General features: G+C 71.4%; 21 protein-coding genes. 10 read left to right on the plus strand and 11 right to left on the minus strand.

From position 1 onward, the window contains the following. Nucleotides 1-162 precede the first annotated feature (162 nt). The 7 genes from ACFVH5_RS00635 to ACFVH5_RS00665 all read left to right on the plus strand — a co-directional run bounded on the left by ACFVH5_RS00635 (nt 163) and on the right by ACFVH5_RS00665 (nt 8,401). Nucleotides 163-552: a cell division protein SepF gene (locus tag ACFVH5_RS00635; RefSeq protein WP_328493403.1), complete on the plus strand. Its 390-nt coding sequence runs from the start codon at nt 163-165 to the stop codon at nt 550-552. Nucleotides 553-675: 123 nt separating this feature from the next. Beyond that, the gene (locus tag ACFVH5_RS00640) at nt 676-1,989 is read left to right on the plus strand and encodes an ATP-binding protein (RefSeq protein ID WP_385830915.1); all 1,314 of its coding nucleotides are present in this window, start codon (nt 676-678) and stop codon (nt 1,987-1,989) included. Next, on the plus strand, nt 1,986-2,312 hold the full coding sequence (locus ACFVH5_RS00645) for a nucleotide pyrophosphohydrolase (protein WP_385830917.1): 327 nt from the start codon (nt 1,986-1,988) through the stop codon (nt 2,310-2,312). Before ACFVH5_RS00640 ends, ACFVH5_RS00645 begins: the two co-directional genes overlap by 4 nt. Nucleotides 2,313-2,592: 280 nt before the next feature. Beyond that, entirely contained in the window at nt 2,593-3,054 is a 462-nt protein-coding gene (locus ACFVH5_RS00650) for a DUF6099 family protein (protein WP_384798450.1), read from the plus strand. A 171-nt stretch (nt 3,055-3,225) separates the two neighbouring features. After that, nucleotides 3,226-4,146 (plus strand): LLM class F420-dependent oxidoreductase, encoded by a 921-nt coding sequence (locus ACFVH5_RS00655; RefSeq protein WP_385830918.1) that lies wholly within the window; start codon nt 3,226-3,228, stop codon nt 4,144-4,146. 158 nt (nt 4,147-4,304) lie between these two features. Further along, entirely contained in the window at nt 4,305-5,816 is a 1,512-nt protein-coding gene (locus tag ACFVH5_RS00660) for a 3' terminal RNA ribose 2'-O-methyltransferase Hen1 (protein ID WP_385830920.1), read from the plus strand. Then, nucleotides 5,813-8,401 (plus strand): polynucleotide kinase-phosphatase, encoded by a 2,589-nt coding sequence (locus ACFVH5_RS00665; RefSeq protein WP_385830922.1) that lies wholly within the window; start codon nt 5,813-5,815, stop codon nt 8,399-8,401. The genes ACFVH5_RS00660 and ACFVH5_RS00665 overlap by 4 nt, the downstream gene beginning before the upstream one ends. 155 nt (nt 8,402-8,556) lie before the next feature. On the opposite strand, the gene ACFVH5_RS00670 is transcribed toward ACFVH5_RS00665, so the two are convergent. Together ACFVH5_RS00670 and ACFVH5_RS00675 are read right to left on the minus strand one after the other, a co-directional pair. Continuing rightward, on the minus strand, nt 8,557-9,474 hold the full coding sequence (locus ACFVH5_RS00670) for a hypothetical protein (protein ID WP_385830924.1): 918 nt from the start codon (nt 9,472-9,474) through the stop codon (nt 8,557-8,559). Continuing rightward, nucleotides 9,471-10,574, minus strand: a complete 1,104-nt coding sequence (locus ACFVH5_RS00675) for an SPFH domain-containing protein (RefSeq protein ID WP_385830925.1) — start codon at nt 10,572-10,574, stop codon at nt 9,471-9,473. The genes ACFVH5_RS00670 and ACFVH5_RS00675 overlap by 4 nt, the downstream gene beginning before the upstream one ends. A gap of 177 nt (nt 10,575-10,751) precedes the next feature. Between ACFVH5_RS00675 and ACFVH5_RS00680 the strand changes: the two genes are divergently transcribed. Together ACFVH5_RS00680 and argF are read left to right on the plus strand one after the other, a co-directional pair. After that, nucleotides 10,752-11,978, plus strand: coding sequence for an arginine deiminase (locus ACFVH5_RS00680; RefSeq protein WP_385830927.1), 1,227 nt, complete (start codon nt 10,752-10,754; stop codon nt 11,976-11,978). Between the two features lie 103 nt (nt 11,979-12,081). Continuing rightward, nucleotides 12,082-13,089, plus strand: a complete 1,008-nt coding sequence (gene argF, locus ACFVH5_RS00685) for an ornithine carbamoyltransferase (protein ID WP_385830929.1) — start codon at nt 12,082-12,084, stop codon at nt 13,087-13,089. Nucleotides 13,090-13,145: 56 nt separating this feature from the next. On the opposite strand, the gene ACFVH5_RS00690 is transcribed toward argF, so the two are convergent. From ACFVH5_RS00690 to ACFVH5_RS00730, 9 genes are all read right to left on the minus strand, one after another. Then, nucleotides 13,146-13,598, minus strand: coding sequence for an ATP-binding protein (locus ACFVH5_RS00690; protein WP_384798406.1), 453 nt, complete (start codon nt 13,596-13,598; stop codon nt 13,146-13,148). 294 nt (nt 13,599-13,892) lie between these two features. Continuing rightward, nucleotides 13,893-15,164 (minus strand): sulfate adenylyltransferase subunit 1, encoded by a 1,272-nt coding sequence (locus ACFVH5_RS00695; RefSeq protein ID WP_385830930.1) that lies wholly within the window; start codon nt 15,162-15,164, stop codon nt 13,893-13,895. Between the two features lie 2 nt (nt 15,165-15,166). Beyond that, a complete protein-coding gene (gene cysD / locus ACFVH5_RS00700) occupies nt 15,167-16,102 on the minus strand; it encodes a sulfate adenylyltransferase subunit CysD (protein WP_385830932.1) in 936 nt (311 codons plus the stop codon). Further along, on the minus strand, nt 16,099-16,671 hold the full coding sequence (cysC, locus tag ACFVH5_RS00705; RefSeq protein WP_210889005.1) for an adenylyl-sulfate kinase: 573 nt from the start codon (nt 16,669-16,671) through the stop codon (nt 16,099-16,101). The genes cysD and cysC overlap by 4 nt, the downstream gene beginning before the upstream one ends. Next, nucleotides 16,668-17,975 carry a glycosyltransferase family 4 protein gene (locus tag ACFVH5_RS00710; protein ID WP_385830934.1) on the minus strand — a complete coding sequence of 436 codons (1,308 nt, stop codon included), beginning with the start codon at nt 17,973-17,975 and terminating at the stop codon, nt 16,668-16,670. The genes cysC and ACFVH5_RS00710 overlap by 4 nt, the downstream gene beginning before the upstream one ends. After that, a complete protein-coding gene (locus ACFVH5_RS00715; RefSeq protein WP_385830935.1) occupies nt 17,972-18,382 on the minus strand; it encodes a hypothetical protein in 411 nt (136 codons plus the stop codon). Before ACFVH5_RS00715 ends, ACFVH5_RS00710 begins: the two co-directional genes overlap by 4 nt. Next, nucleotides 18,379-19,314: a sulfotransferase family protein gene (locus ACFVH5_RS00720; protein WP_385830937.1), complete on the minus strand. Its 936-nt coding sequence runs from the start codon at nt 19,312-19,314 to the stop codon at nt 18,379-18,381. Before ACFVH5_RS00720 ends, ACFVH5_RS00715 begins: the two co-directional genes overlap by 4 nt. A gap of 133 nt (nt 19,315-19,447) precedes the next feature. Continuing rightward, nucleotides 19,448-20,332 (minus strand): PaaX family transcriptional regulator C-terminal domain-containing protein, encoded by an 885-nt coding sequence (locus tag ACFVH5_RS00725; RefSeq protein ID WP_385830939.1) that lies wholly within the window; start codon nt 20,330-20,332, stop codon nt 19,448-19,450. A 296-nt stretch (nt 20,333-20,628) separates the two neighbouring features. Then, nucleotides 20,629-20,859, minus strand: coding sequence for a DUF5999 family protein (locus tag ACFVH5_RS00730; protein ID WP_385830940.1), 231 nt, complete (start codon nt 20,857-20,859; stop codon nt 20,629-20,631). Between the two features lie 281 nt (nt 20,860-21,140). Between ACFVH5_RS00730 and ACFVH5_RS00735 the strand changes: the two genes are divergently transcribed. After that, on the plus strand, nt 21,141-21,662 hold the full coding sequence (locus tag ACFVH5_RS00735) for a DUF6299 family protein (protein ID WP_385830942.1): 522 nt from the start codon (nt 21,141-21,143) through the stop codon (nt 21,660-21,662). Nucleotides 21,663-21,817: the final 155 nt, after the last annotated feature.

The raw sequence follows: 21,817 nt of genomic DNA on the forward strand, positions 1-21,817 counted from the left end.
GAGGGTTCAGCAGCCTACGGCGGTCGGCTGCGGACCGTGTCGCATTCGGCCGAACGGGTGACCATGCGCAACAATGGCCTGACAGTGACCCGTGCAGGCAATCAGCACGATTCCGGGCACTGCTCAGGACAACAATCAGGGCACGACAGGCGGGGGGAGCCGGTGAACAGCCACGACGTCACCGATGAACAGTGGGAAGGGCTCGCCCAGGTAGTTCCTCTGCGCGGGCGCGATGCCTGGCCGTCGGCGGTCGGCCATCGGGCGCTGCCGGACGCGGAGACCGAGACGCGGCGCCGTTTCGTGGTGCTGCGCATCAACATCTTCGCGGACGCCCGCGAGGTCGCGGAGACCCTGATGGCCGGAATTCCGGTCCTTCTGGATCTCACCAGCGCCGAGACGGACGTAGCCAAGCGTGTACTCGACTTCAGTACGGGTGTGGTCTTCGGCCTGGCGAGCGGGATGCACCGGGTCGACAAGAACGTCTTCCTGCTGACGCCGCCGGGTACCGAAGTGGCGGGGCTGATGCAGGGGGCCGGGATTCCCGGCGTGTGACGCACCCGGCGCGGCCGTGTTCGGCGCGGGTCTTCCGGCAACCTCCGCGACCGGGTACCCCGATCGTAGGAAGGTCCGCGGACGAAACGGTTCCGCCTCCGGGCGGAGTCCTACGGTCCGGACATGACCGTGTCTCCCCGCGTCCCCCGTCAAGGCGAAAAGATCGCGCCGTTCCCCGCGCTCCTGGGTGGGCCGGCGTCCCCCGTGAGGAGCGCGGGGAACGGCGCGGCCGACCACGACGAAGCCGCAGAACCGCGCAGGCCTCGGGCGCCTCGCGCGGAGGCGGTAAACGCGGCAGAAGCGTCTCGTCCCGACCGGCCGTGCGTCACCGAGTTGCGGTTGTCCGCGTTCGGGGTGCACCGCGGGGCCGGGTTTCCGCTCGGGCCGCTCACTTTGCTGTGCGGGCCCAGCGGGAGCGGCAAGTCAAGTGCCCTGCGGGCGTACGAGGCACTGGCCCGGCTCGGCGGGGGTGCCGAACTCGGCGAGGTGTTCCCGGACGCGGCCGACTGCGTGCCCGAGCGGGCCCGCCCCGACGCCCAGCGGCGCCGCGGCTTCCGTATCGGCTGCACGGCGGACGGCCCCGAGGGCCCCGTACGACTCGATGTGGCCGTACAGGCCGAGCCCCGACTCCGTATCGTCGGCGAGCGGTTGACCGCCGGAGGGCGCACCCTGCTGGAGTCGGCCCTGCGGGACCCGGCCCGCCGGGCGGTGCAGGCGGCCTGGCACACCGCGGGCTCGTCCCTCGTGACGAGGGCGCCGCTCCCCGACGACCGGCTCGGCACCGCGCTCCTGCCGCTGCGGGTCGCGGGCCGGACGGACGGCCAGCGCCAAGTCCTCGCCGCAGCCGAGCAGATGGTGGTCGCGCTGCGGTCGGTCTTCGTGTGCGACCCGCTGCCCCGCGCCATGCGCGCCGACGCCCAGCTCGGCGCGGGCAGGCTGCTGCGCGGCTGCGGCAACCTCGCCGAAGTGCTGTGGCGTACGCGTTCCGAGTGCGGGCGGCGGCACGGGCTGCTGGTCGACGCGGTGCGGGCGGGGTGCGCGGGCCCGGTGTACGACGTCCTGGCGGAGCCCGGGGCCGACGGAACGGGCGCGGGCGGCACGGTCCGGGCGCTGCTCGACCGGGGCGACGGGCTGCGGACACCGCTCGGCCGCCTGGGGAACGGGGAACTGCGCTACCTCGCCCTGGCCCTGGTGCTGCTCACCGGGCCCGGTGTCCTGGAGGTCGACCCGGCGGGCGAGGTGCCCGCGGCGCTGCAGACGCTCACCGTCCTCGTCGACGGGTTCGACCGTGATCTGGACGCCCGGCAGCGCGAGGGGCTCGTACGGCTGGCGGCCCGGATGTGCGAACGAGGACACATCCGGCTGGTGGGAGCCGTGAGCGACGCGTCCTGGGCGGCTGGGGTCGGCGGGGTGACGGTGGTAGACCTTGCACCGTGACCGAACTCGATGTGGCGACCCTGCAGCGCCGACTGGCCGCGTTCGCCGCGGCGCGCAACTGGGAGCCGTACCACACGCCCAAGAACCTCGTCGCCGCGCTCAGCGTGGAGGCGTCCGAACTCGTCGAGATCTTCCAGTGGTTGACGCCCGAGGAGTCGGCCCGGGTGATGGACGACCCGAAGAAGGCGCCCCGCGTACGGGACGAAGTCGCGGACGTACTCGCGTACTTGCTCCAGTTGTGTGACGTCCTCGGGGTCGATGTGCTCGCGGCGCTGGACGCGAAGATCGACCGGAACGAGGGGAGGTTCCCGGTGGCGGAGTGACGCACTCCGATCGGCGCGGTCGGCCGACTGCCGTCTGCCACCGACCGCTCGGCTCTGCCAACTCGACCAACTGTGCCAACTTCCCCGCTGTGTGCCGAAAAGCGGACCAACAATTCCGATTGTCACTCTCCGGAGTTGTTGATCTGCTCATATTCGATTCCGTGTCCGCAGATTTCAGACTTCCTCTGGCTTTTCGTCCCGAGGCAGCTCACTCTGGGTAGTGGCAGGCGGAGTTCGGGCAGGCGTGTGCACAACGCGTCGGGACAGACGGGGACAGCGGATGGATGCGGTGCGGCTCATCGGTGCGAGCAGGTGTGCCCTGATGAGGAGCGGCGACGCCTCCGAGACGATGGCCGAGGCCTGGCAGGCGCAGGCCCTCGCCCAGGCGATAGGCAGTCGGCTGGCGGTGTCCGGACCTCCCGAACTACGGGGAGAGGCGCTGGGGTTGACGGAGCTGGCCGGTCGGGGGTGCGGGGTGCTGGGCGCTCCGGCGCTCGATGTCAGCCTCTTACGGGCGGCGCAGCTGACCGAGCTGGGGGATGCGCGGGGCGCGCTTCTCGAACTCGGCGGGTTGCTGGGGGAAGTGGGGATCGCGCTGGTGGGGATAGCCTGCGGGGCTGCCGACGAGGGGACGTACTGGCAGTGCATGGAGGCGATCGACGCGGCGGACGAGTCGCGGGACCGGGTGCTTGAGATGCTGCGGAGACTCGCGGTGCGGGATCAGGGGGCGGCGGCGGGGTAGTGGGCGGGGCGTTTTCCCTCGGCCCCGCCGCTCCTGCCCTTCCCGTCACTGTGTCCTCAAACGCCGGACGGGCTGGAAGGCACACGGCCGACGGATTTCACCCGACCGGGGACGCGGGCGACCGGCGGTACCGATGGCGCCGACCGGCGCACCACCGTGCAGGATGGAGGCATGGATCTTCGAATCTTCACCGAGCCCCAGCAAGGGGCGACCTACGACACCCTGCTCGCCGTGGCGAAGGCCACCGAAGACCTCGGCTTCGACGCCTTCTTCCGCTCGGACCACTACTTGCGCATGGGGTCCGTGGACGGGCTTCCCGGGCCGACGGACGCCTGGATCACCCTCGCCGGACTCGCCCGCGAGACCAAGCGGATCCGCCTCGGCACCCTGATGACCGCCGGTACCTTCCGCCTGCCCGGCGTCCTCGCGATCCAGGTCGCCCAGGTCGACCAGATGTCCGGCGGCCGGGTCGAACTGGGCCTGGGCGCGGGCTGGTTCGAGGAGGAGCACAAGGCGTACGGCATCCCGTTCCCGAAGGAGAAGTTCGCCCGCCTGGAGGAACAGCTGGCGATCGTCACCGGACTGTGGGAGACCAAGCCCGGCGAGACCTTCTCCTACGACGGCACCCACTACCAGCTCACCGACTCGCCCGCGCTGCCCAAGCCCGCGCAGTCCAAGGTGCCGGTGCTCATCGGCGGCCACGGCGCGTCCCGTACGCCGCGCCTCGCGGGCCGGTACGCCGACGAGTTCAACATGCCCTTCGCGTCCGTCGAGGACAGTGAGCGCCAGTTCGGCCGCGTGCGGGCCGCCGCGGAGCAGGCCGGCCGCAAGGGCTCCGACCTCGTCTACTCGAACGCCCTCGTCGCCTGTGTGGGCAAGGACGACGCCGAGGTGGCCCGCCGGGCCGCGGCGATCGGCCGTGAGGTGGACGAGCTGAAGGCCAACGGCCTGGCGGGCTCCCCGGCCGAGGTCGTCGACAGGATCGGCCGTTTCGCGGAGATCGGCTCCCAGCGGATCTACTTCCAGATCCTCGACCTCGACGACCTGGACCACCTGGACCTCATCTCCTCCCAGGTCCAGTCCCAGCTCTGAACGTTTGCGCGACGGGTGCCCCGCAGGGGCGCGGGGCCGTCCCGACGGCCCCGCGCCCTCGAAAATCCCTGCGTGCGGCAGAAGGGTTCGCTGTACGTTGGGCGGGCGCGCGGAAACGGCAGGTTTCCGCAGTTCAGAAGACGTTTCGAGGCAGACCAGTGTTCCTTGCGATCAGTGCGACCGGCGCCCCTGAGCGCCCCGCGACCGACCTCGGCTATCTCCTGCACAAGCATCCTGACAACGCGCAGGTGTTCTCCACCTCCTACGGCAAGGCGCACGTCTTCTACCCCGAGGCGAGCCCGGAGCGCTGCACGGCGGCGCTGCTCCTGGAGCTGGACGCGGTGGCACTGGTCCGGCGCGGCAGGGGCAAGGGCCGCGGCGGAGCGCCGGACGCGGCTCTCGCGCAGTACGTCAACGACCGCCCTTACGCCGCCTCCTCGCTCCTCGCCGTGGCGCTGAGCAGCGTGTTCACCAGCGCGATGAAGGGCAGCTGCCAGGCGAGGCCGGAGCTCCCCGCGCGCCCGCTGCCCCTGCGCATCGAGGTGCCCGCACTGCCGGCGAGCGGCGGCCCCGGTCTCGTACGCGCGCTGTTCGAGCCGCTCGGGTGGACGGTGAGCGCGGAACCGGTGGCGCTGGACACGGAGTTCCCCGAGTGGGGCGACTCGCGGTACGTGAGCCTCGTACTCGAAGGGGAACAGCGTCTCGCCGACGCGTTGCGGCACCTGTACGTCCTCCTGCCGGTGCTCGACGACGCCAAGCACTACTGGGTCTCCTCCGACGAGGTGGACAAGCTGCTGCGGGCCGGGGAGGGCTGGCTGCCGGACCACCCGGAGCAGGAGCTGATCACCAGCCGCTATCTGGCGCGCCGTTCGACGCTCACCCGGCAGGCCATGGAGCGGCTGGAACTCGTACGGCTCGCCGAGACGGACGACAGCGCGGTCGAGGAGATCGACAACGCCGTCGACGAACGGACGGACACCGAGGAGGCGCCCGTACCGCTCGCGGTCCGGCGGCGGGAGGCGATCGTCGCCGCGCTGCGGGCGGCCGGTGCCGCCAGGGTGCTCGATCTCGGCTGCGGACAGGGCCAGTTGGTGCAGGAACTGCTCAAGGACACGCGGTACACCGAGATCGTCGGGGTCGACGTGTCGATGCGGGCGCTCACCGTCGCCGCGCGGCGGCTCGGCCTGGACCGGATGGGGGAACGGCAGTTCGCGCGCGTCACCCTCGTCCAGGGCTCGCTCGCCTACACCGACAAGCGGCTCAAGGGGTACGACGCGGCGGTGCTCAGCGAGGTCGTCGAACACCTCGACCTGCCGAGGCTGCCCGCCCTGGAGTACGCGGTGTTCGGCTCCGCGCGCCCCAGGACGGTGATCGTGACGACCCCGAACGTCGAGTACAACGTCCGCTGGGAGACCCTCCCGGCCGGCCACGTCCGGCACGGCGACCACCGCTTCGAGTGGACGCGCGCCGAGTTCAGGACCTGGGCGGGCGAGGTGGCCGAACGGCACGGCTACGGCGTGGAGTTCGTACCGGTGGGGCCCGACGACCCCGAGGTGGGCCCCCCGACCCAGATGGCTGTTTTCGCACTGCGCGCACAGGACACGCGCGCTCAGGACACGCACGTACAGGACACGCACGTTCAGGACCCGAAGGAGGCGAAGGCCGCATGAGCGACAACGAGACCGGGGTGCGTACCCTGCCCGTCACCGACCTCTCCCTCGTCGTGCTGATCGGCGCGTCCGGGTCGGGCAAGTCCACCTTCGCCCGGCGGCACTTCAAACCGACCGAGGTGATCTCGTCGGACTTCTGCCGGGGCCTGGTCGCCGACGACGAGAACGACCAGAGCGCCAGCAAGGACGCCTTCGACGTCCTCGGCTACATCGCTGGCAAGCGCCTCGCGGCGGGCCGCCGCACCGTCGTGGACGCGACCAGCGTGCAGTCGGACAGCCGCAGGCAGCTGATCGAACTGGCCAGGAAGCACGACGTACTGCCCATCGCCATCGTGCTCGACGTGCCCGAGGAGGTGTGCGCCGAACGCAACGCCGCGCGCACCGACCGCGCCGGCATGCCGCGCCGCGTCATCCAGCGGCACATCCGTGAACTACGGCGCTCACTCAAGCAGTTGGAGCGTGAGGGCTTCCGGAAGGTGCACGTCCTGCGGGGCGTCGAGGAGGTCGAGACCGCCGAGGTCCGTACCGAGAAGCGGTACAACGACCTGACCCACCTCACCGGCCCCTTCGACATCATCGGCGACATCCACGGCTGCGCTGCCGAACTGGAGTCGCTGCTGGTGAAGTTGGGCTACGCGGACGGCGTGCACCCCGAGGGGCGTACGGCCGTGTTCGTCGGCGACCTCGTCGACCGCGGCCCCGACTCCCCGGGCGTCCTGCGCCGGGTGATGTCCATGGTCGGCTCGGGCGACGCCCTGTGCGTACCGGGCAACCACGAGAACAAGTACGGCCGCCACCTCAAGGGCCGCAAGGTCCAGCCCACCCACGGCCTCGCCGAGACCATCGCCCAGATGGAGCACGAGAGCGACGAGTTCAAGGAGCAGGTGAGGGAGTTCGTGGACGGGCTGGTCAGCCACTACGTCCTCGACGGCGGCGGCCTCGTCGTCTGCCACGCGGGCCTGCCCGAGAAGTACCACGGCCGTACGTCGGGCCGGGTGCGCTCGCACGCGCTGTACGGCGAAACCACCGGCGAGACCGACGAGTTCGGGCTGCCCGTGCGCTATCCGTGGGCCGAGGACTACCGGGGCCGGGCGGCCGTCGTCTACGGCCACACCCCCGTGCCGGAGGCCACCTGGCTCAACAACACCATCTGCCTGGACACCGGAGCCGTGTTCGGCGGCAAACTCACCGCGCTGCGCTGGCCGGAACGCGAACTCGTCGACGTACCGGCCGAGAAGGTCTGGTACGAGCCGGTCAGGCCGCTGGCCTCCGAGGCGCCGGGCGGCCACGAGGGACGGCCGCTCGACCTCGCGGACGTGCACGGCCGCCGCGTCGTCGAGACCCGGCACGCCGGCCGCGTCTCCGTGCGCGAGGAGAACGCCGCCGCGGCCCTGGAGGTCATGAGCCGCTTCGCCGTGGACCCCCGCCTGATGCCGTACCTGCCGCCGACGATGGCGCCCACGGCCACCTCCCGTGTGGAGGGCTACCTGGAGCACCCTGCCGAGGCCTTCGAGCAGTACCGGGCCGACGGGGTCGAGCGGGTCGTGTGCGAGGAGAAGCACATGGGGTCGCGGGCGGTGGCACTGGTGTGCCGGACCGCGGAGACCGCGCGCGAACGCTTCGGGACGACGACCGGGGTCACGGGCGCGCTGTACACCCGTACGGGCCGCCCCTTCTTCCCGGAGCCGACCGGTGGTTCCGGCGGCTCCGACGGTCTGGGCGCGGGTGCCTCCCTCACCGAGGAGATCCTCGGCCGGGTGCGGGACGCCGCCACGGAGGCCGGTCTGTGGGAGGAACTGGAGACGGACTGGCTGCTGCTCGACGCCGAGCTGCTGCCCTGGTCGCTCAAGGCCTCCGGGCTGCTGCGCTCGCAGTACGCCGCCGTGGGCGCCGCGGCCGGGGCGGTGTTCCCGGGTGCGGTGGCCGCGCTGGAGAGGGCCGCGGCGCGGGGCGTCGAGGTGGGCGACCTGCTCACCAGGCAGCGGGAACGGGCCGTCGACGCGGCTGCCTTCACCGACGCGTACCGGCGGTACTGCTGGCCCACGTCCGGTCTGGAAGGAGTGCGGCTCGCCCCCTTCCAGCTCCTCGCCACCCAGGGCCGGAGCCTGGCGGCCGTACCGCACGACGAACAGCTGGCCCTGATCGACCGGCTGGTGACGGCCGACCCGTCCGGGCTGCTGAGCACCACCCGACGCCTCTTCGTCGACACGGCAGACCCGGCGTCGGTACAGGCCGGGATCGACTGGTGGCTGGAGATGACCGGCCGCGGCGGCGAGGGCATGGTCGTCAAGCCCGTCCGGGCGGTGGCCCGCACGGCCAAGGGCCGACTGGTCCAGCCGGGCATCAAGTGCCGGGGCCGGGAGTACCTGCGGATCATCTACGGGCCGGAGTACACCCGCCCCGAGAACCTCGACCGCCTGCGAGGCCGCTCCCTCAACCACAAGCGCTCCCTCGCCCTGCGGGAGTACGCCCTGGGCCTGGAAGCGCTGGACCGGCTCGCCGACGGGGAGCCGCTGTGGCGGGTGCACGAGGCGGTGTTCGGGGTGCTGGCGCTGGAGTCGGAGCCGGTGGATCCTCGGTTGTAGGGTTTTCCTCGCCCCCCGTATCGCGCTGACGCGCTCGTCCTCAAACACCGGACGGGCTAGGAATTAGCCTCTCCGGCGTTTGAGGAGCGGGGGTTCGGGGGCTGGCCCCCGAGTCGTTGACGGGACGGGTAGGGGCGGCGGGGGCGAGGAAACCCTCACCCCACCAACCGCAGCCGCCGCCCGCAAACCCCCACCCGCACCGTCTGCCCCCACGTGAGTTCCAGTGCGTCTCCCTCCATTCCGTCGCCGAACGCGATCAGGCGTTCGGATTCGGCGGTGAGGGTGAGGTGGGAGGTGGACGACAGCTGGCCCGCCACCTGGGACGTGCCGGTTGCCGGGGACGGCCAGGCCTCGCGGACGCACCACACCAGGCGGTCCTCCGTGGGGCGGGGGAGGGGCAGGGGGTTGCCTCGTTCCTGCCATACCGACCTGATCCATCCCGTCGCCCCCGTCCCCGTGCCCACCAGCACCCCGGAGGAGGCCTGCGCCTCGATCACGTCTTCGTCGGCCGTGGAGGCTCCACTGTTCTCGATTCCCAGGCGGTACCGGGCCGTCTGGTGGCCCGCCGCCCCCAGGTAGATCTCGTTCAGGGCGAGCAGTCGTTGTGTGTCGTCGGCGACCGCCTCGACCATGGTGAGTTCGTCCACGGACGTCGTGGCCGAGAGTGCCGCGGGCAGCAACTTGCCCGCGTCCGTGGGTCGGTGGCGTACCAGGACGCCCGCGTTGCGGCCGGGATCCGCGTCGATGCCCACCACCGGCTGGCCGCTGAGGTATTTGGCCGCGTTCGCCACCAGGCCGTCCTGGCCGACCACGACCACCACGTCCTCCGGGGCGAACAGGAAACGGTCCAGGTCGGCTCGTTCGACGCGGCTCTGACGCCAGGTCAGAGGGATCGCCGCGGTCACGTCGGACAGCGCGCGCCTCGTGCGGTGGTGGCGTTCCGCGACCTCCTCGATGTCCCGGCCGCGTGAGGAGAGGAAGAAGGCGGCCTGCCCGTGCGTGCCGTGGTGGGCCACCAACTCGTCGTACTCCGTGGTGCGGTGGACCAGTACGATCCGCGGGGCGAGGCTCATGTGCCGTCCTGTACGCCCAGCTTGGCCAGCAGGCCGGTCAGTACGTCCGGCGAGATGGTCACGCTGTCGATGTTCGGCAGGTTCTCCGCGAGCCGCGTCCCGGTGAGGGCGTGCAGCGTGCTGACGTCGACGTCCGCGTGCACCCGCAGCCAGGCGGCCTGGGCCTGCGCCCGCGCCTCCCCGACCTCGCGCGCCGCCTCGGCCTCCGCCCGCGCGAGCCGTACCGTCCGTTCGGCCTCCGCCTTGGCCAGCCGCTCGGTCCGCCTGGCCTCGGCGTCCGCGAGCTGTACGGACCGTTCGGCCTCCGCCCCGGCCAGCTTCACCGTACGGGCCGCCTCGGCCTCGGCGCGTACCGCGTCCGCCGACGCGTGCTCCTCCGCCTCGCGGCGCGTGTTCGTTCCGCGCTGCTCGACCAACTGCTCCTCGCGCCGGGCGAGTTCGATCTGGCTCGCCAGTTCGTTCTCGGCGATCGCCCGCTCCCGTTCGACGGCCACCGCCCGCCGCTCGTACGTGGCGCGGTCCGCCTCCTGCTGGATCTGCTCGCGGGCCGGGGTGCGCAGGGCCCGCTCCACCTCCGGCTCCGGGCGCAGCGCCACCACGCGCACGGCGACCACCTCGATGCCGGTCGCGGGCAGCCGCGGCTCCGCCGCCAGCCCGGCCGCGACCCGCTCCCGTACCGACGCCACGCCGTCGACCAGCGCCGACGCCAGGGTCGTACGGGCCAGTACGTCCAGGGCGTGCTGCTGGGCCGACTCGGTCAGCAGGGTGCCCAGCTGCTCCAGCGGCGCGCCCCGCCACACCCCGGTGTCGGGGTCGATGGAGAAGTCCAGGCGGGCGGAGGCGAGTGCCGGGTCGCTGACGCGGTAGGTGACGGTCGCCTGCACCGCGATGTCCTGGAAGTCGGACGTACGGGCGTGGAAGGTCATCGCCAACTCGCGGTCGTCCACCGGCACTTCGGACAGCGCGGCGCTCAGCGCGCGGTACCAGAAGCTGAGTCCGGGTCCGTCGTGCAGCAGCTCCGCGCCGCGGTGGTGCCGGATGTGCGCGGTCGGAGCGCCGCGCAGGTGGCGCCAGCCCAGGCGCCGGGTGATGTCGGCCATCGGATTCCCCTCTTCCCCCTCGTTTGTCGTCCGGTCGACGATAACCAGTTCTCCCCTTAATAGTCAATAGGACTATTAAGGGGAGAGGGAGGGGTGTGGGAGTGCTCAGGCGAACGCGTGGGCGAAGAAAGTGCCGACCGGTGGGTCAAGCGGCCCTCCGGTGGTCAGGATGGAGTCATGGGATTCCACGTCGACTCCGAAGCCGGGCGGCTGCGCCGCGTCATCCTCCACCGGCCGGACCTGGAGCTCAAAAGGCTCACCCCCAGCAACAAGGACGCCCTCCTCTTCGACGACGTGCTGTGGGTGCGCAGGGCGCGCGCGGAGCACGACGGGTTCGCGGACGTCCTGCGCGACCGCGGCGTCACCGTCCATCTCTTCGGCGACCTGCTGACCGAGGCCATGGCCATCCCGGAGGCCCGGTCGCTCGTACTGGACCGGGTCTTCGACGAGAAGGAGTACGGGCCGCTCGCCACCGATCACCTGCGGGCCGCCTTCGAGAGCCTGCCGGCGGGCGAACTGGCCGAGGCGCTGGTCGGCGGGATGACCAAACGGGAGTTCCTCGACGCGCACCCCGAGCCGACCTCCGTGCGCTTCCACGTCATGGACCTCGACGACTTCCTCCTCGGGCCGCTGCCCAACCACCTCTTCACCCGCGACACCTCCGCCTGGATCTATGACGGCGTCTCCATCAACGCCATGCGCTGGCCCGCGCGCAGACGCGAGACCGTGCACTTCGAGGCGATCTACCGGCACCATTCGCTGTTCCGCGCGGAGACCTTCCATGTGTGGTCCGAGGGGCAGGCCGACTATCCGTCCACCATCGAGGGCGGCGACGTCCTCGTCATCGGCAACGGCGCCGTGCTCATCGGCATGAGCGAGCGGACCACGCCTCAGGCCGTGGAGATGCTTGCCCACAAGCTCTTCGCCACCGGTTCGGCGCAGTCCATCGTGGCGCTCGACATGCCGAAGAAGCGGGCACTGATGCACCTCGACACGGTGATGACGATGGTCGACGGCGACACCTTCACCCAGTACGCGGGCCTCGGCATGCTCCGCTCGTACACCATCGAACCGGGAGTCGGCGACAAGGAGCTCAAGGTCACCGACCATCCGCCGGAGCACATGCACCGCGCGATCGCCGCCGCGCTCGGGCTGAGCCGGATCCGTGTCCTGACCGCCACCCAGGATGTGCACGCCGCCGAGCGCGAGCAGTGGGACGACGGCTGCAACGTCCTCGCGGTCGAACCGGGCGTCGTCGTCGCGTACGAGCGCAACCAGACCACCAACACCCATCTGCGCAAACAGGGCATCGAGGTGATCGAGATCCCCGGCAGTGAACTGGGGCGGGGGCGGGGCGGCCCGCGCTGTATGAGCTGCCCGGTGCAGCGGGACGGTGTGGGCTGACCGGCCCGAACGGGAGCCGGGCGCGAACAGGGGGCCGTATAGAAATGTGGGTCGTCGTATAGAATTCCAAGAGTCCCTGTTGACGTAACCCTGGAGCGCCCCCATGGCGACAGTCCCGTACGCCCTCGCCGGCCGCCACTTCCTGAAGGAGCTGGACTTCTCGCAGGAGGAGTTCCGCGGCCTGATCGAGCTCGCCGCCGAGCTGAAGGCGGCGAAGAAGGCCGGGACGGAGATCCAGCGGCTGCGGGGCCGGAACATCGCGCTGATCTTCGAGAAGACGTCGACGCGTACGCGCTGCGCCTTCGAGGTCGCCGCCGCGGACCAGGGCGCGTCGACCACGTACCTCGACCCCTCCGGTTCGCAGATAGGGCACAAGGAGTCCGTGAAGGACACCGCGCGGGTGCTCGGCCGGATGTTCCACGCGATCGAGTACCGGGGCGACAGCCAGGAGGGCGTCGAGGAGCTGGCGGCCCACGCCGGGGTGCCGGTCTACAACGGTCTGACCGACGCCTGGCACCCGACCCAGATGCTCGCCGACGTGCTCACGATGGTCGAACACTGCGACCGGCCGCTGAACGAGATCGCCTTCGCCTACCTCGGCGACGCCCGCCTCAACATGGGCAACTCCTACCTGGTCACCGGCGCGCTGCTCGGCATGGACGTACGGATCGTCGCGCCCAGGGCCTACTGGCCCGCCGAGGAGGTCGTGGCACAGGCGCGCGAGCTGGCCGTGCTCAGCGGGGCGCGGATCACGCTCAGCGAGGAGGTCGGCGAGGGGGTCCTGGGCGTCGACTTCGTCGCCACGGACGTGTGGGTGTCGATGGGGGAGCCCAAGGAGGTCTGGGACGAGCGCATCACCGACCTCGGCCCGTACGCCGTGACCATGGACGTCCTGCGGGCCAGCGGCAACGCGGACGTCAAGTTCCTGCACTGCCTGCCCGCCTTCCACGACCTGGGCACCAAGGTCGGCCGCGAGATCCACGAGCGGCACGGGCTCGACTGCCTGGAGGTCACCGACGAGGTCTTCGAGTCGGCCCACTCGGTCGTCTTCGACGAGGCGGAGAACCGGCTGCACACGATCAAGGCGGTCCTGGTGGCGACGCTGTCCTGAGCGGTGTCCGGGGGCCGTCGGCCCGGGGCTGCGCGAGGGCCGTCAGGCGGACCCCGTCAGGCGGACCTTCGCTGGTGGGGTACCACCGGCAGCCGGAACCAGACCGCCTTGCCGGACTCCGTCGGGCGGTGGCCGCACGACGAGCTGAGGGTCCGGATCAGCAGCAGCCCGCGGCCGTGCTCCTGCCAGGGATCGGGCTCGCGCGACGGATCCGGGATCGTGAGGTCGCCCGGCGGGGACGGGTCCCGGTCGTGCACCTCGACCTGGCATCCGGTGGGCAGCAGCTCCACGACCAGCTCTATGGGCGCGTCGCCCCGGGTGTGCTCCACGGCGTTCGCCACCAGCTCCGCGGTGAGCAGCTCCGCGGTGTCGCAGTCGGCGGACAGCTCGATCTCCGCCAGCGCGGTACGGACCAGTGCGCGGGCGACCGGCACCGCCGCGACGGTGTGCGGCAGGGCGATGCGCCAGGAGGCTGGGGCGTGGGGCTCGTGCAAGGCGGATCCGTTCATGGAGCAGGATGTCCTGCTTTCAACTTTAGGAATGGTACGTCGCATCCCGACAGAGGCGCTCGGTGGGCTTTTTTCGGGACGTTCGGCCCGGTTCCGGGCTGTCTACCCGGAGGAACGGTTCGCCTCCCGGGACTGCTCCCGCCGTTACCGGGCTATCGACGAGTCGTGACTCGGTGACCGGTCGTGTCACGACAGCAGAAGGCCGGGCACCTTGTCGCTGGTGCCCGGCCTCGTACGGTCCTGCGGTCGGATCGGGGGTCGGATGGGTGAACGGGTCGGTGGTCGGGGCGGCGGTCAGATCGTGGCGGCTGCCTCGCTCAGGTCGACCATGCCCGCCGTCAGCGTCGCCCCGTCCGCCGGGTCGATCAGGATGAACGCGCCGGTACGGCGGCTGTCGGCGTAGTCGTCGAGCGCGAGCGGCTCGGCGGTGCGCAGGGTGATCCGGCCCAGGTCGTTGGCACGCAGCCCCGTCTCTCCCGCGGCCAGGCTCTTCACGACGGCCTTCACCGTGCGGGTCGTGTGTCTGACCAGCACACGGTCGCCGACGTGCAGCGGACGGTCGGCCAGATGGCAGACGGCGGCCCGGACGTCCCGGGTGAGCGCGGGCGCCGCCGCCCCGCTGGTGATCATGTCGCCGCGGGAGACATCGAGGTGGTCCGCCAGGCGCAGGGTCAGCGACTGCGGCGCGTACGCCTCCCGCACCTCCTCGCCGAGTACGTCGATGCCCTCGATCGCGGACGTCCCGCCGGAGGGGTGGACGGTCACGCGGTCGCCCACGCGCAGCGAGCCGGAGGCCAGCTGGCCCGCGTAGTGACGGGCCTCGCCGTGCCGGATCACGTACTGGACGGGGAACCGGGCGGGTGCGCCCGTCGGGTCGGCGCCGACCGGGACGGACTCCAGGTGCGCCAGCAGCGCGGGGCCCTCGTACCAGTCCATGTGCGCGGAACGGTCCACCACGTTGTCCCCGGCCAGCGCCGATACGGGGATCGGGGTGAAGCCAGGCAGATCCAGCTCGGCGGCGTGGCCCGCGAAGTCCTCGACGATCCGGTCGAATTCCTTCGCCTCGTACCCGACGAGGTCCATCTTGTTGACGGCGAGCACGACGTGCGGGACGCGCAGGAGAGCGGCGATCGCCGCGTGGCGGCGGGTCTGCTCGACGACGCCGTTGCGCGCGTCGACCAGGATGATCGTCAGTTCGGCGGTGGAGGCGCCTGTGACCATGTTGCGGGTGTACTGCACGTGGCCCGGGGTGTCGGCGAGGATGAAGCGGCGCTTGGCGGTGGCGAAGTAGCGGTAGGCGACGTCGATGGTGATGCCCTGTTCGCGTTCGGCGCGCAGGCCGTCGGTGAGCAGGGCGAGGTCGGGGGTGTCCTGGCCGCGGTTGCGGGAGGCGTGTTCGACGGCTTCCAACTGGTCGGTGAGGACCGACTTGGAGTCGTGCAGCAGGCGGCCCACGAGGGTGGACTTGCCGTCGTCGACGGAACCGGCGGTCGCGAACCGCAGGGTGTCGACCGAGGAGCCGGGCACGGCCGTCGTGGGCTCGGCGGATCCGATGGTGCTGGTCATGGTTAGAAGTACCCCTCGCGCTTGCGGTCTTCCATCGCGGCCTCGGACATCTTGTCGTCGGCGCGGGTGGCGCCCCGCTCGGTGAGCCGGGAGGCGGCGATCTCGGTGATCACGGCCTCCAGCGTGGTGGCGTCGGAGTCGACCGCGCCCGTGCAGGACATGTCGCCGACCGTGCGGTACCTGACCTGCCGTTTCTCGATGGTCTCGCCGTTCCTGGGGCCGCCCCAGTCGCCGGCGGTGAGCCACATGCCGGCGCGTTGGAAGACGTCCCGTTCGTGCGCGAAGTAGATCTCGGGCAGGTCGATGCCCTCGCGGGCGATGTACTGCCACACGTCGAGTTCGGTCCAGTTGGAGAGGGGGAAGACGCGGACGTGTTCGCCGGGGGCGTGGCGTCCGTTGTAGAGGTTCCACAGTTCGGGGCGCTGGCGGCGGGGGTCCCACTGGGAGAACTCGTCGCGCAGGGAGAAGACGCGTTCCTTGGCGCGGGCCTTCTCCTCGTCCCGGCGTCCGCCGCCGAAGACGGCGTCGAAGCGTTCGGCCTGGATCTTCTCGGTGAGGGGCACGGTCTGGAGCGGGTTACGGGTGCCGTCGGGACGTTCCCGCAGCACACCACGGTCGATGTAGTCCTGTACGGAGGCCACATGGAGCCGCAACCCATGCTTTTTGACCGTGCGGTCCCGGTATTCCAGGACTTCGGGAAAGTTGTGTCCTGTGTCCACATGGAGCAGGGAGAAGGGCACCGCGGCGGGTGCGAACGCCTTCAGTGCCAGGTGGAGCATGACGATGGAGTCCTTGCCGCCGGAGAAGAGCACCACCGGCCGCTCGAACTCGCCCGCCACCTCACGGAAGATGTGCACCGCCTCGGACTCCAGCGCGTCCAGATGGCTCAAGGCGTAGGGGCGTACGGGCGCCCAGGCAGTCGTCGTCGAGAGAGTCACACCAACCCCCTGGCCGCCAGCACCGCGTGCACCGCATCCGCCGACTGCTCGGGTGTCTGCGACCGCGTGTCCAGCGCGAGCGCCGGGTCGAGCGGGGGCTCGTACGGGTCGTCGACGCCGGTGAGCCCGGTCAGCCGGCCGGCCGCCTGCCGCGCGTACAGGCCCTTCACGTCCCGCTCGCTGCACACCTCGACCGGTGTGGCGACATGCACCTCGATGTAGGGCGTCCCGCTCGCCTCGTGGCGCTTGCGCACCGCCTCGCGGCTGTCGGCGTACGGGGCGATGACGGGGACGACGGCGAGGACGCCGTTGCGGGCCAGTACCTCGGCGACCAGGCCGATGCGCTGCACGTTGGTGTTGCGGTCCTCGCGGGAGAAACCGAGTCCCGCGGAGAGGAAGCGGCGGATCTCGTCGCCGTCGAGGACCTCCACGCGATGGCCCTCGGCGCGCAGCCGGCCGGCGAGGAAGCGGGCGATCGTCGTCTTGCCCGCGCTCGGCAGCCCGGTGAGCCAGACGGTGGCCCCCTGAGCGGTCGGGGGCTTCTGGCGGCCCCTTGCCGTGGTGGTCATGCGTGGTGTCCTTTCGCGGCGTCGGCAATGCGGTGCCGTTGTTCGGGAGAGGCAAGTTCGCTGAACAGGGCCTCCCAGCGCGGGTGCACCGCGTCCGGGCCGTACGAGGCCGCCGTCAGCACGGCCGCGACGCCCATGTCGGCGCGCAGCGCCCGGTCGCCCATCAGCCTGGCCATGGACTCGGCGAGCGCGTCGGGGTCCTCGGGCGGTACCAGCAGGCCGTCGACGCCGTGGGTGAGCACGTCCGAGGGGCCGGTCGGACAGTCGAAGGCCACCACCGGCAGCGAGTGGCTCATCGCCTCGATCATCACCATCGGCAGTCCCTCGAAGCGCGAACTGAGCACGTAGAAGGAGGCCTTGGCGAGTTCGTCGTCCAGCCGGTCCGTGTGACCCATCAGGAACACATGGTTGTAGAGGTGGTGCTGCTCGATGAGCGCGCGCAGCTCGGCCTTCTTCTCGCCGCTGCCGTAGATCCTCAACTGCCAGTCGGGATACGCCTCGACGAGCCTCGCCCACGCCGGTATCAGCAGGTCGAAGCCCTTCTGCGGGAAGAGCCGCCCGGCCGCCACCGCGATCTTCGACCGCTGGTCCGACGGAACCTGGTCGAGGGAGTGCACGGCGTTGGGGATGCGCACCACCCGGGCGCCGGGCAGCAGTTGCTCGTACTCCTCGCGGTCCCGTTCCGTCAGGACGGCGACCGCGTCGAAGCGCGCGTAGGTCTCCCGGATGCGTCGCTGCACATCACGTTTGTGCGTGCCGTGGTTCATGTGTTCCTGCGCCACCCGCACGACACAGCCCGTCGCGTGCTCCGCGGCGAGGAAGTTGAGCGCGGGCCGGGTGGTCACGAGGATGCCGTCGCGCAACGAGGAGAGGTACGCGATCAGCCGCTGCTCCACGTACCGGTTGAAGTACCGGTAGCCGAACTCGCCCGACGGGATGTGCCGTGCGGGCCGCTCGGTCAGCCGCCCGCGGCGCCAGTCCCGCCAGCGGCCTGCCACGCCCTGGCCGGGGGAGTGGGCGCTCTCGCGCAGGTCGACGACCGTGCTGACGCGGACGCGCGGGTCGAGCGGGAACTGGAGGTCGTCCCGGCGGCGCAGCGCGCTCACCAGCTCGACCTGCCAGCCCGCCTGCACCAGGGAGTTGGCCTGGTTCATCACCGTACGGATGGTGCCGCCGCGGCCGTAGGCGTGCAGCAGGAGATAGCGGACCTTCGGCCGTCCGGTCGCGTCCGCCCGGAGCCCGGCCGCGTCCGCCCGATGCCCGGTCGTGTCCACCCGGTGCCCGGTCGTCTGATGGCCCGTCATGAGGCGCCTCCCGTACGACACTCCAGTGAAAGGTTGTCCTTCACCGTGTAGTACGGGCGCACGCGCAGACCGCGTACGTGCTGCTCGGGGAAGACCATGATCTTCTTCTTGCCGTGGATGTCGTCCAGTTGGCGTCCGGCCCTCAACCGGGCCTCGCCGTCGGTGAGATGGATGTCCCACTCCTCGATCCCGGCGGGGTCCGGCGTCACCAGGTCGGCGAGGGGCAGCTCGCCCTCGAAGCGGTCGCCCTTCACCTGCGCGGGGTAGTCGAGCGGGCGGCCGGTGTGACCGCGGCGGGTGAGCAGCAGCCGCCAGTCGCCCTCGGCGGGACGTCCGTGGATGCGACCGACGAGCCGTACACGGCCGTCGCGCGGCCACACCTCCGCTATCTCGGCGTGCGGCTTCACGAGCTGTATCCCCAGGCCGTGCACATGGGCCGCAGCAGCTCCGGGATCTCGTCCTCGGCGGGCAGCGCGCGTCCGCTCTGCACCCGGCCGGTGCGGATCTTGTCCCGCCAGTCGCCGAGGCCCTTCACCACCTGGGTGTCGTCGCGGCGGCCGTAGTCCAGCATCGACGGTTCGAAGCCGACGCCGAGGAACGCGCAGAGGTCGCGCATCTCCTGCTCGGCGTCGGCGGTGAGGTCCTCGTAGCGCAGGGTGTGGTGGGTGGCGTCGCCGCCGGGGCGGCCGTCCGGGTGGCTGCCGCCGGCCGCCTGCCGGGCGTTCTCGACGGCCTTCATGTAGCGCAGGGCGTCGGCCGCGGCCTCGTCGAAGGTCCGCTTGTCGGGGTCGCCCTCGTGCCAGGACCGGGCGATGGACACCGGGTGGCGGAGCAGGAAGACGAAGCGGGCGTCGGGCCAGCAGTCCCGGATGCGCCGGTGGACGAACGCGTTGCTCGGCGTCTTCTCGACCAGCACGTCCTTGCCCGACCTGACCAGCTCCCGGTGCAGGACCCGGTCCCAGAGCAGGTGCTCCAGGTCGCCCCGCTCCAGGTCGAGGGCGCTCATGGCGCGCTGCGAGAGTCTGCTGCCGAAGTCGACCTCAAGACGGCGGATGTGCAGCTCGTGCGGGGAGTGGAGGAGCGGGTGAGCGTTCAGGAGCATCCGCAGCAGGGTCGAGCCGGAGCGCACGGGAGACATGATGAAGACCGGCCGCCGCAGCAGCCGGTCCGTGGCGAGATCCCCGGGGGCCGGACATTGGTACACCGGCGTGGGCCGCTTGCCGGGTTTCGCCCCGGCTCCGGCCCTGGTCGGCTGTGGCGGCGCGGCGGGAGCGGCCCGGCGCACCTGAAGGCCGGTGGTGGCGGAGAGCGCCCGGTTCAGATTGCCCATCAGACTCATGGGTCCCGACGCTAGGTAAGGATTATGAGAAGAGGGATTGAGCGACCTGAGCGTTGCCTTAGCGACGAGGATTGTGCCTCACGTCACATGGGTTCGGGTTTCGGTGTGGTGTGGCGCCACATGTGGTGCGGCATCACGTGAATTCTGGCCTGGATTCAGGCCTGGATCCGAGCCCGGATTCGGGCCCGGGTTCGGCAAGGCCTTTGGGGACGCCCGCGAAGGCCGCCCCGGCGTCCCGAAGCCGCTCGTGCAGGGCCCGGAAGACGGCGGCGGAGCGGGCTCCGGGCCACTCCGGCGGCAGCAGCGAGGCGGGCAGTCCCGGATCGGTGTACGGGAGGTGGCGCCAGGAGTCGAGGGCGAGCAGATAGTCGCGGTACGCCTCTTCCGCGGGGGTGTCGGCCCTGTTCTCCCAGTCGTGCAGCACGCGCGCGTGCCGGTCGAGGAACGCCTCGTGCTGCTTGGCGATGCCGGCGAGGTCCCACCAGCGCGCGACCGCCTCGGCCGTCGGCGCGTATCCCAGGTGTGCGCCGCGGAACAGATCCACGTACGCGTCCAGTCGCAGCCGTTCCAGCGTGTGGCGGGTCTCTTCGTAGAGGCGGGCCGGGGCGATCCACACGCCGGGGGCGGCCGTCCCGAAACCGAGGCCGGCCAGGCGTGAGCGCAGTACGTGACGTTTCTGCCGCTCGGACTCCGGCACGGAGAACACGGCGAGGACCCAGGTGTCGTCCTCGGGCGGCGAGGCCGCGTAGACCCGGCGGTCGCCGTCGTCGAGGAGCTGCCGCGCGCCCGGCGACAGGACGTACCCGGCGGCGCCGGTCTCTGTGCGGGCCGGCAGGAGCAGCCCCCTGCGTTTGAGTCTGGACACCGACGAACGTACGGAGGGCGCGTCCACGCCGGCCGCGGCGAGAAGCCGGATCAGCTCGGCGACGGGTACGGGACCAGGGGCGAAGCGGCCGTACGCGCCGTAGAAGGTGACGATGAGGGACCGGGGGGCGTGCTGCTCGGACACGTTGATCACTCTAGATCGTCACCGTCACGCGAGATCACCATCCGGGGGCAGGGGCTCACTTTCCGTTCGTACGGAACGGCCTTGCGTGCGTGCCGGGTTGACGTTCTCGGGCCTGGCGGAGGCGCGCGGTACGTCGGCGCCGGGCCGGCCACTGTGGTGCGGCACCACATGTCCGGAGGCCTGTCGGTGTCGCATCAGAAGCGTATCGGCTTCGTGACGGCAGTCAACGGGTCGCGATAGGGCGTCCGGGGCCGAGGAAGGTCGGGCCGTGACGTCGCGAGGGCCGGGAGAGGGCCGGGGAGAGGTCAGGCGGCGATGGCCAGCTGCTCGACCGGCACCCGGTGCGGGGCGACGACCCGTCCGTCGGGCAGCAGCGCGCCGGTGTCGTCGAAGACGATCGCGCCGTCGCACAGCAGGTACCAGCCCTGCTCGGGGTGCGCGGAGACGATGTGCGCGTCGGAGCGGTGCGAACCGTCCGAGCGGTCCGCGCGGTCGGAGCGGGCGGCGGACGGGCACGAAGACCGGTGAGAACACATGGTGAGCCTCCACGTGCGAGGAGTCGGGCGGCGTTTTCGTCGCCCGTATGGATAGACCATGCGCCCGCCGCGAACTCATCGGAACAGCCGGACGGGAACGGTGACAACACGCGGACAACACTCGGACGAGTCCAGGACGGACGGTGCGGACCCGTGGTGCGCACCCGTGGTGCGGGCACGCCGTCAACTCGCCACCAAAGGGGTGAGGGTCACGCCCGCGGGTCCGCCGGGCCGGTACCCCTGGAGGCCCTCGCTCCACCCCCACTCCGGGAGGTACTCCGATGAGATTTCACCAGGTCGTCAGTTCGGCCACCGTCACGGCGGCGCTGCTGCTGCTCGCCGCGCCGTCCGCGGGCGCGGTGTCCGGGCAGGGCGGCTCCGCCGGACAGGCAGCCCAGGCAGCCCCGGCGGTCGCGGCAGGAACGTCCCGGCTGTCGGAGACGGTGACCGTCGATCCGACGGGCCGCCTCGCCGCCGACGGCACCGTCACCCTGTCCGGCACGTACCGCTGCACGGGCGGCACCGGCCGGACCTTCGTCAGCTCCTCCCTGAGCCAGGGGGAGAGCAAGGTACGCAAGGGCGTGGGCGGCACGCAGGCGGTGTGCGACGGCGCCGAGCACCGCTGGACGAACACGGACCGGACGGACCCGGGCCGCTTCGAACCGGGCGCGGCGACGGTCGAGGCGTCGGTGATGGAACTGCGCTCCGGCGGCCTGCCGCTCCCGATGTTCCACGCGGCCGCCGAACGGTCCGTGACGCTCGTGGCACCCGAGGCGTCCGAGATGTCGCCCGTCGTTCGCTGACGTCCGGTGAGGCCCGCTGACGTCACGTCAACGGCGTCACGTCCCGGCCGTGCCCCGGGCGCCCCCCGCCCGGGGGCCGGCCCGCGGGGCGGGCGGTCCGGGGGCCGGGGCCGCCGGCGGGGTGACGTGACGGCCCGCCGCGGGCCCCGCGCGGG

Source organism: Streptomyces sp. NPDC127119 (genome assembly GCF_042677425.1).
GTDB lineage: Bacteria > Actinomycetota > Actinomycetes > Streptomycetales > Streptomycetaceae > Streptomyces.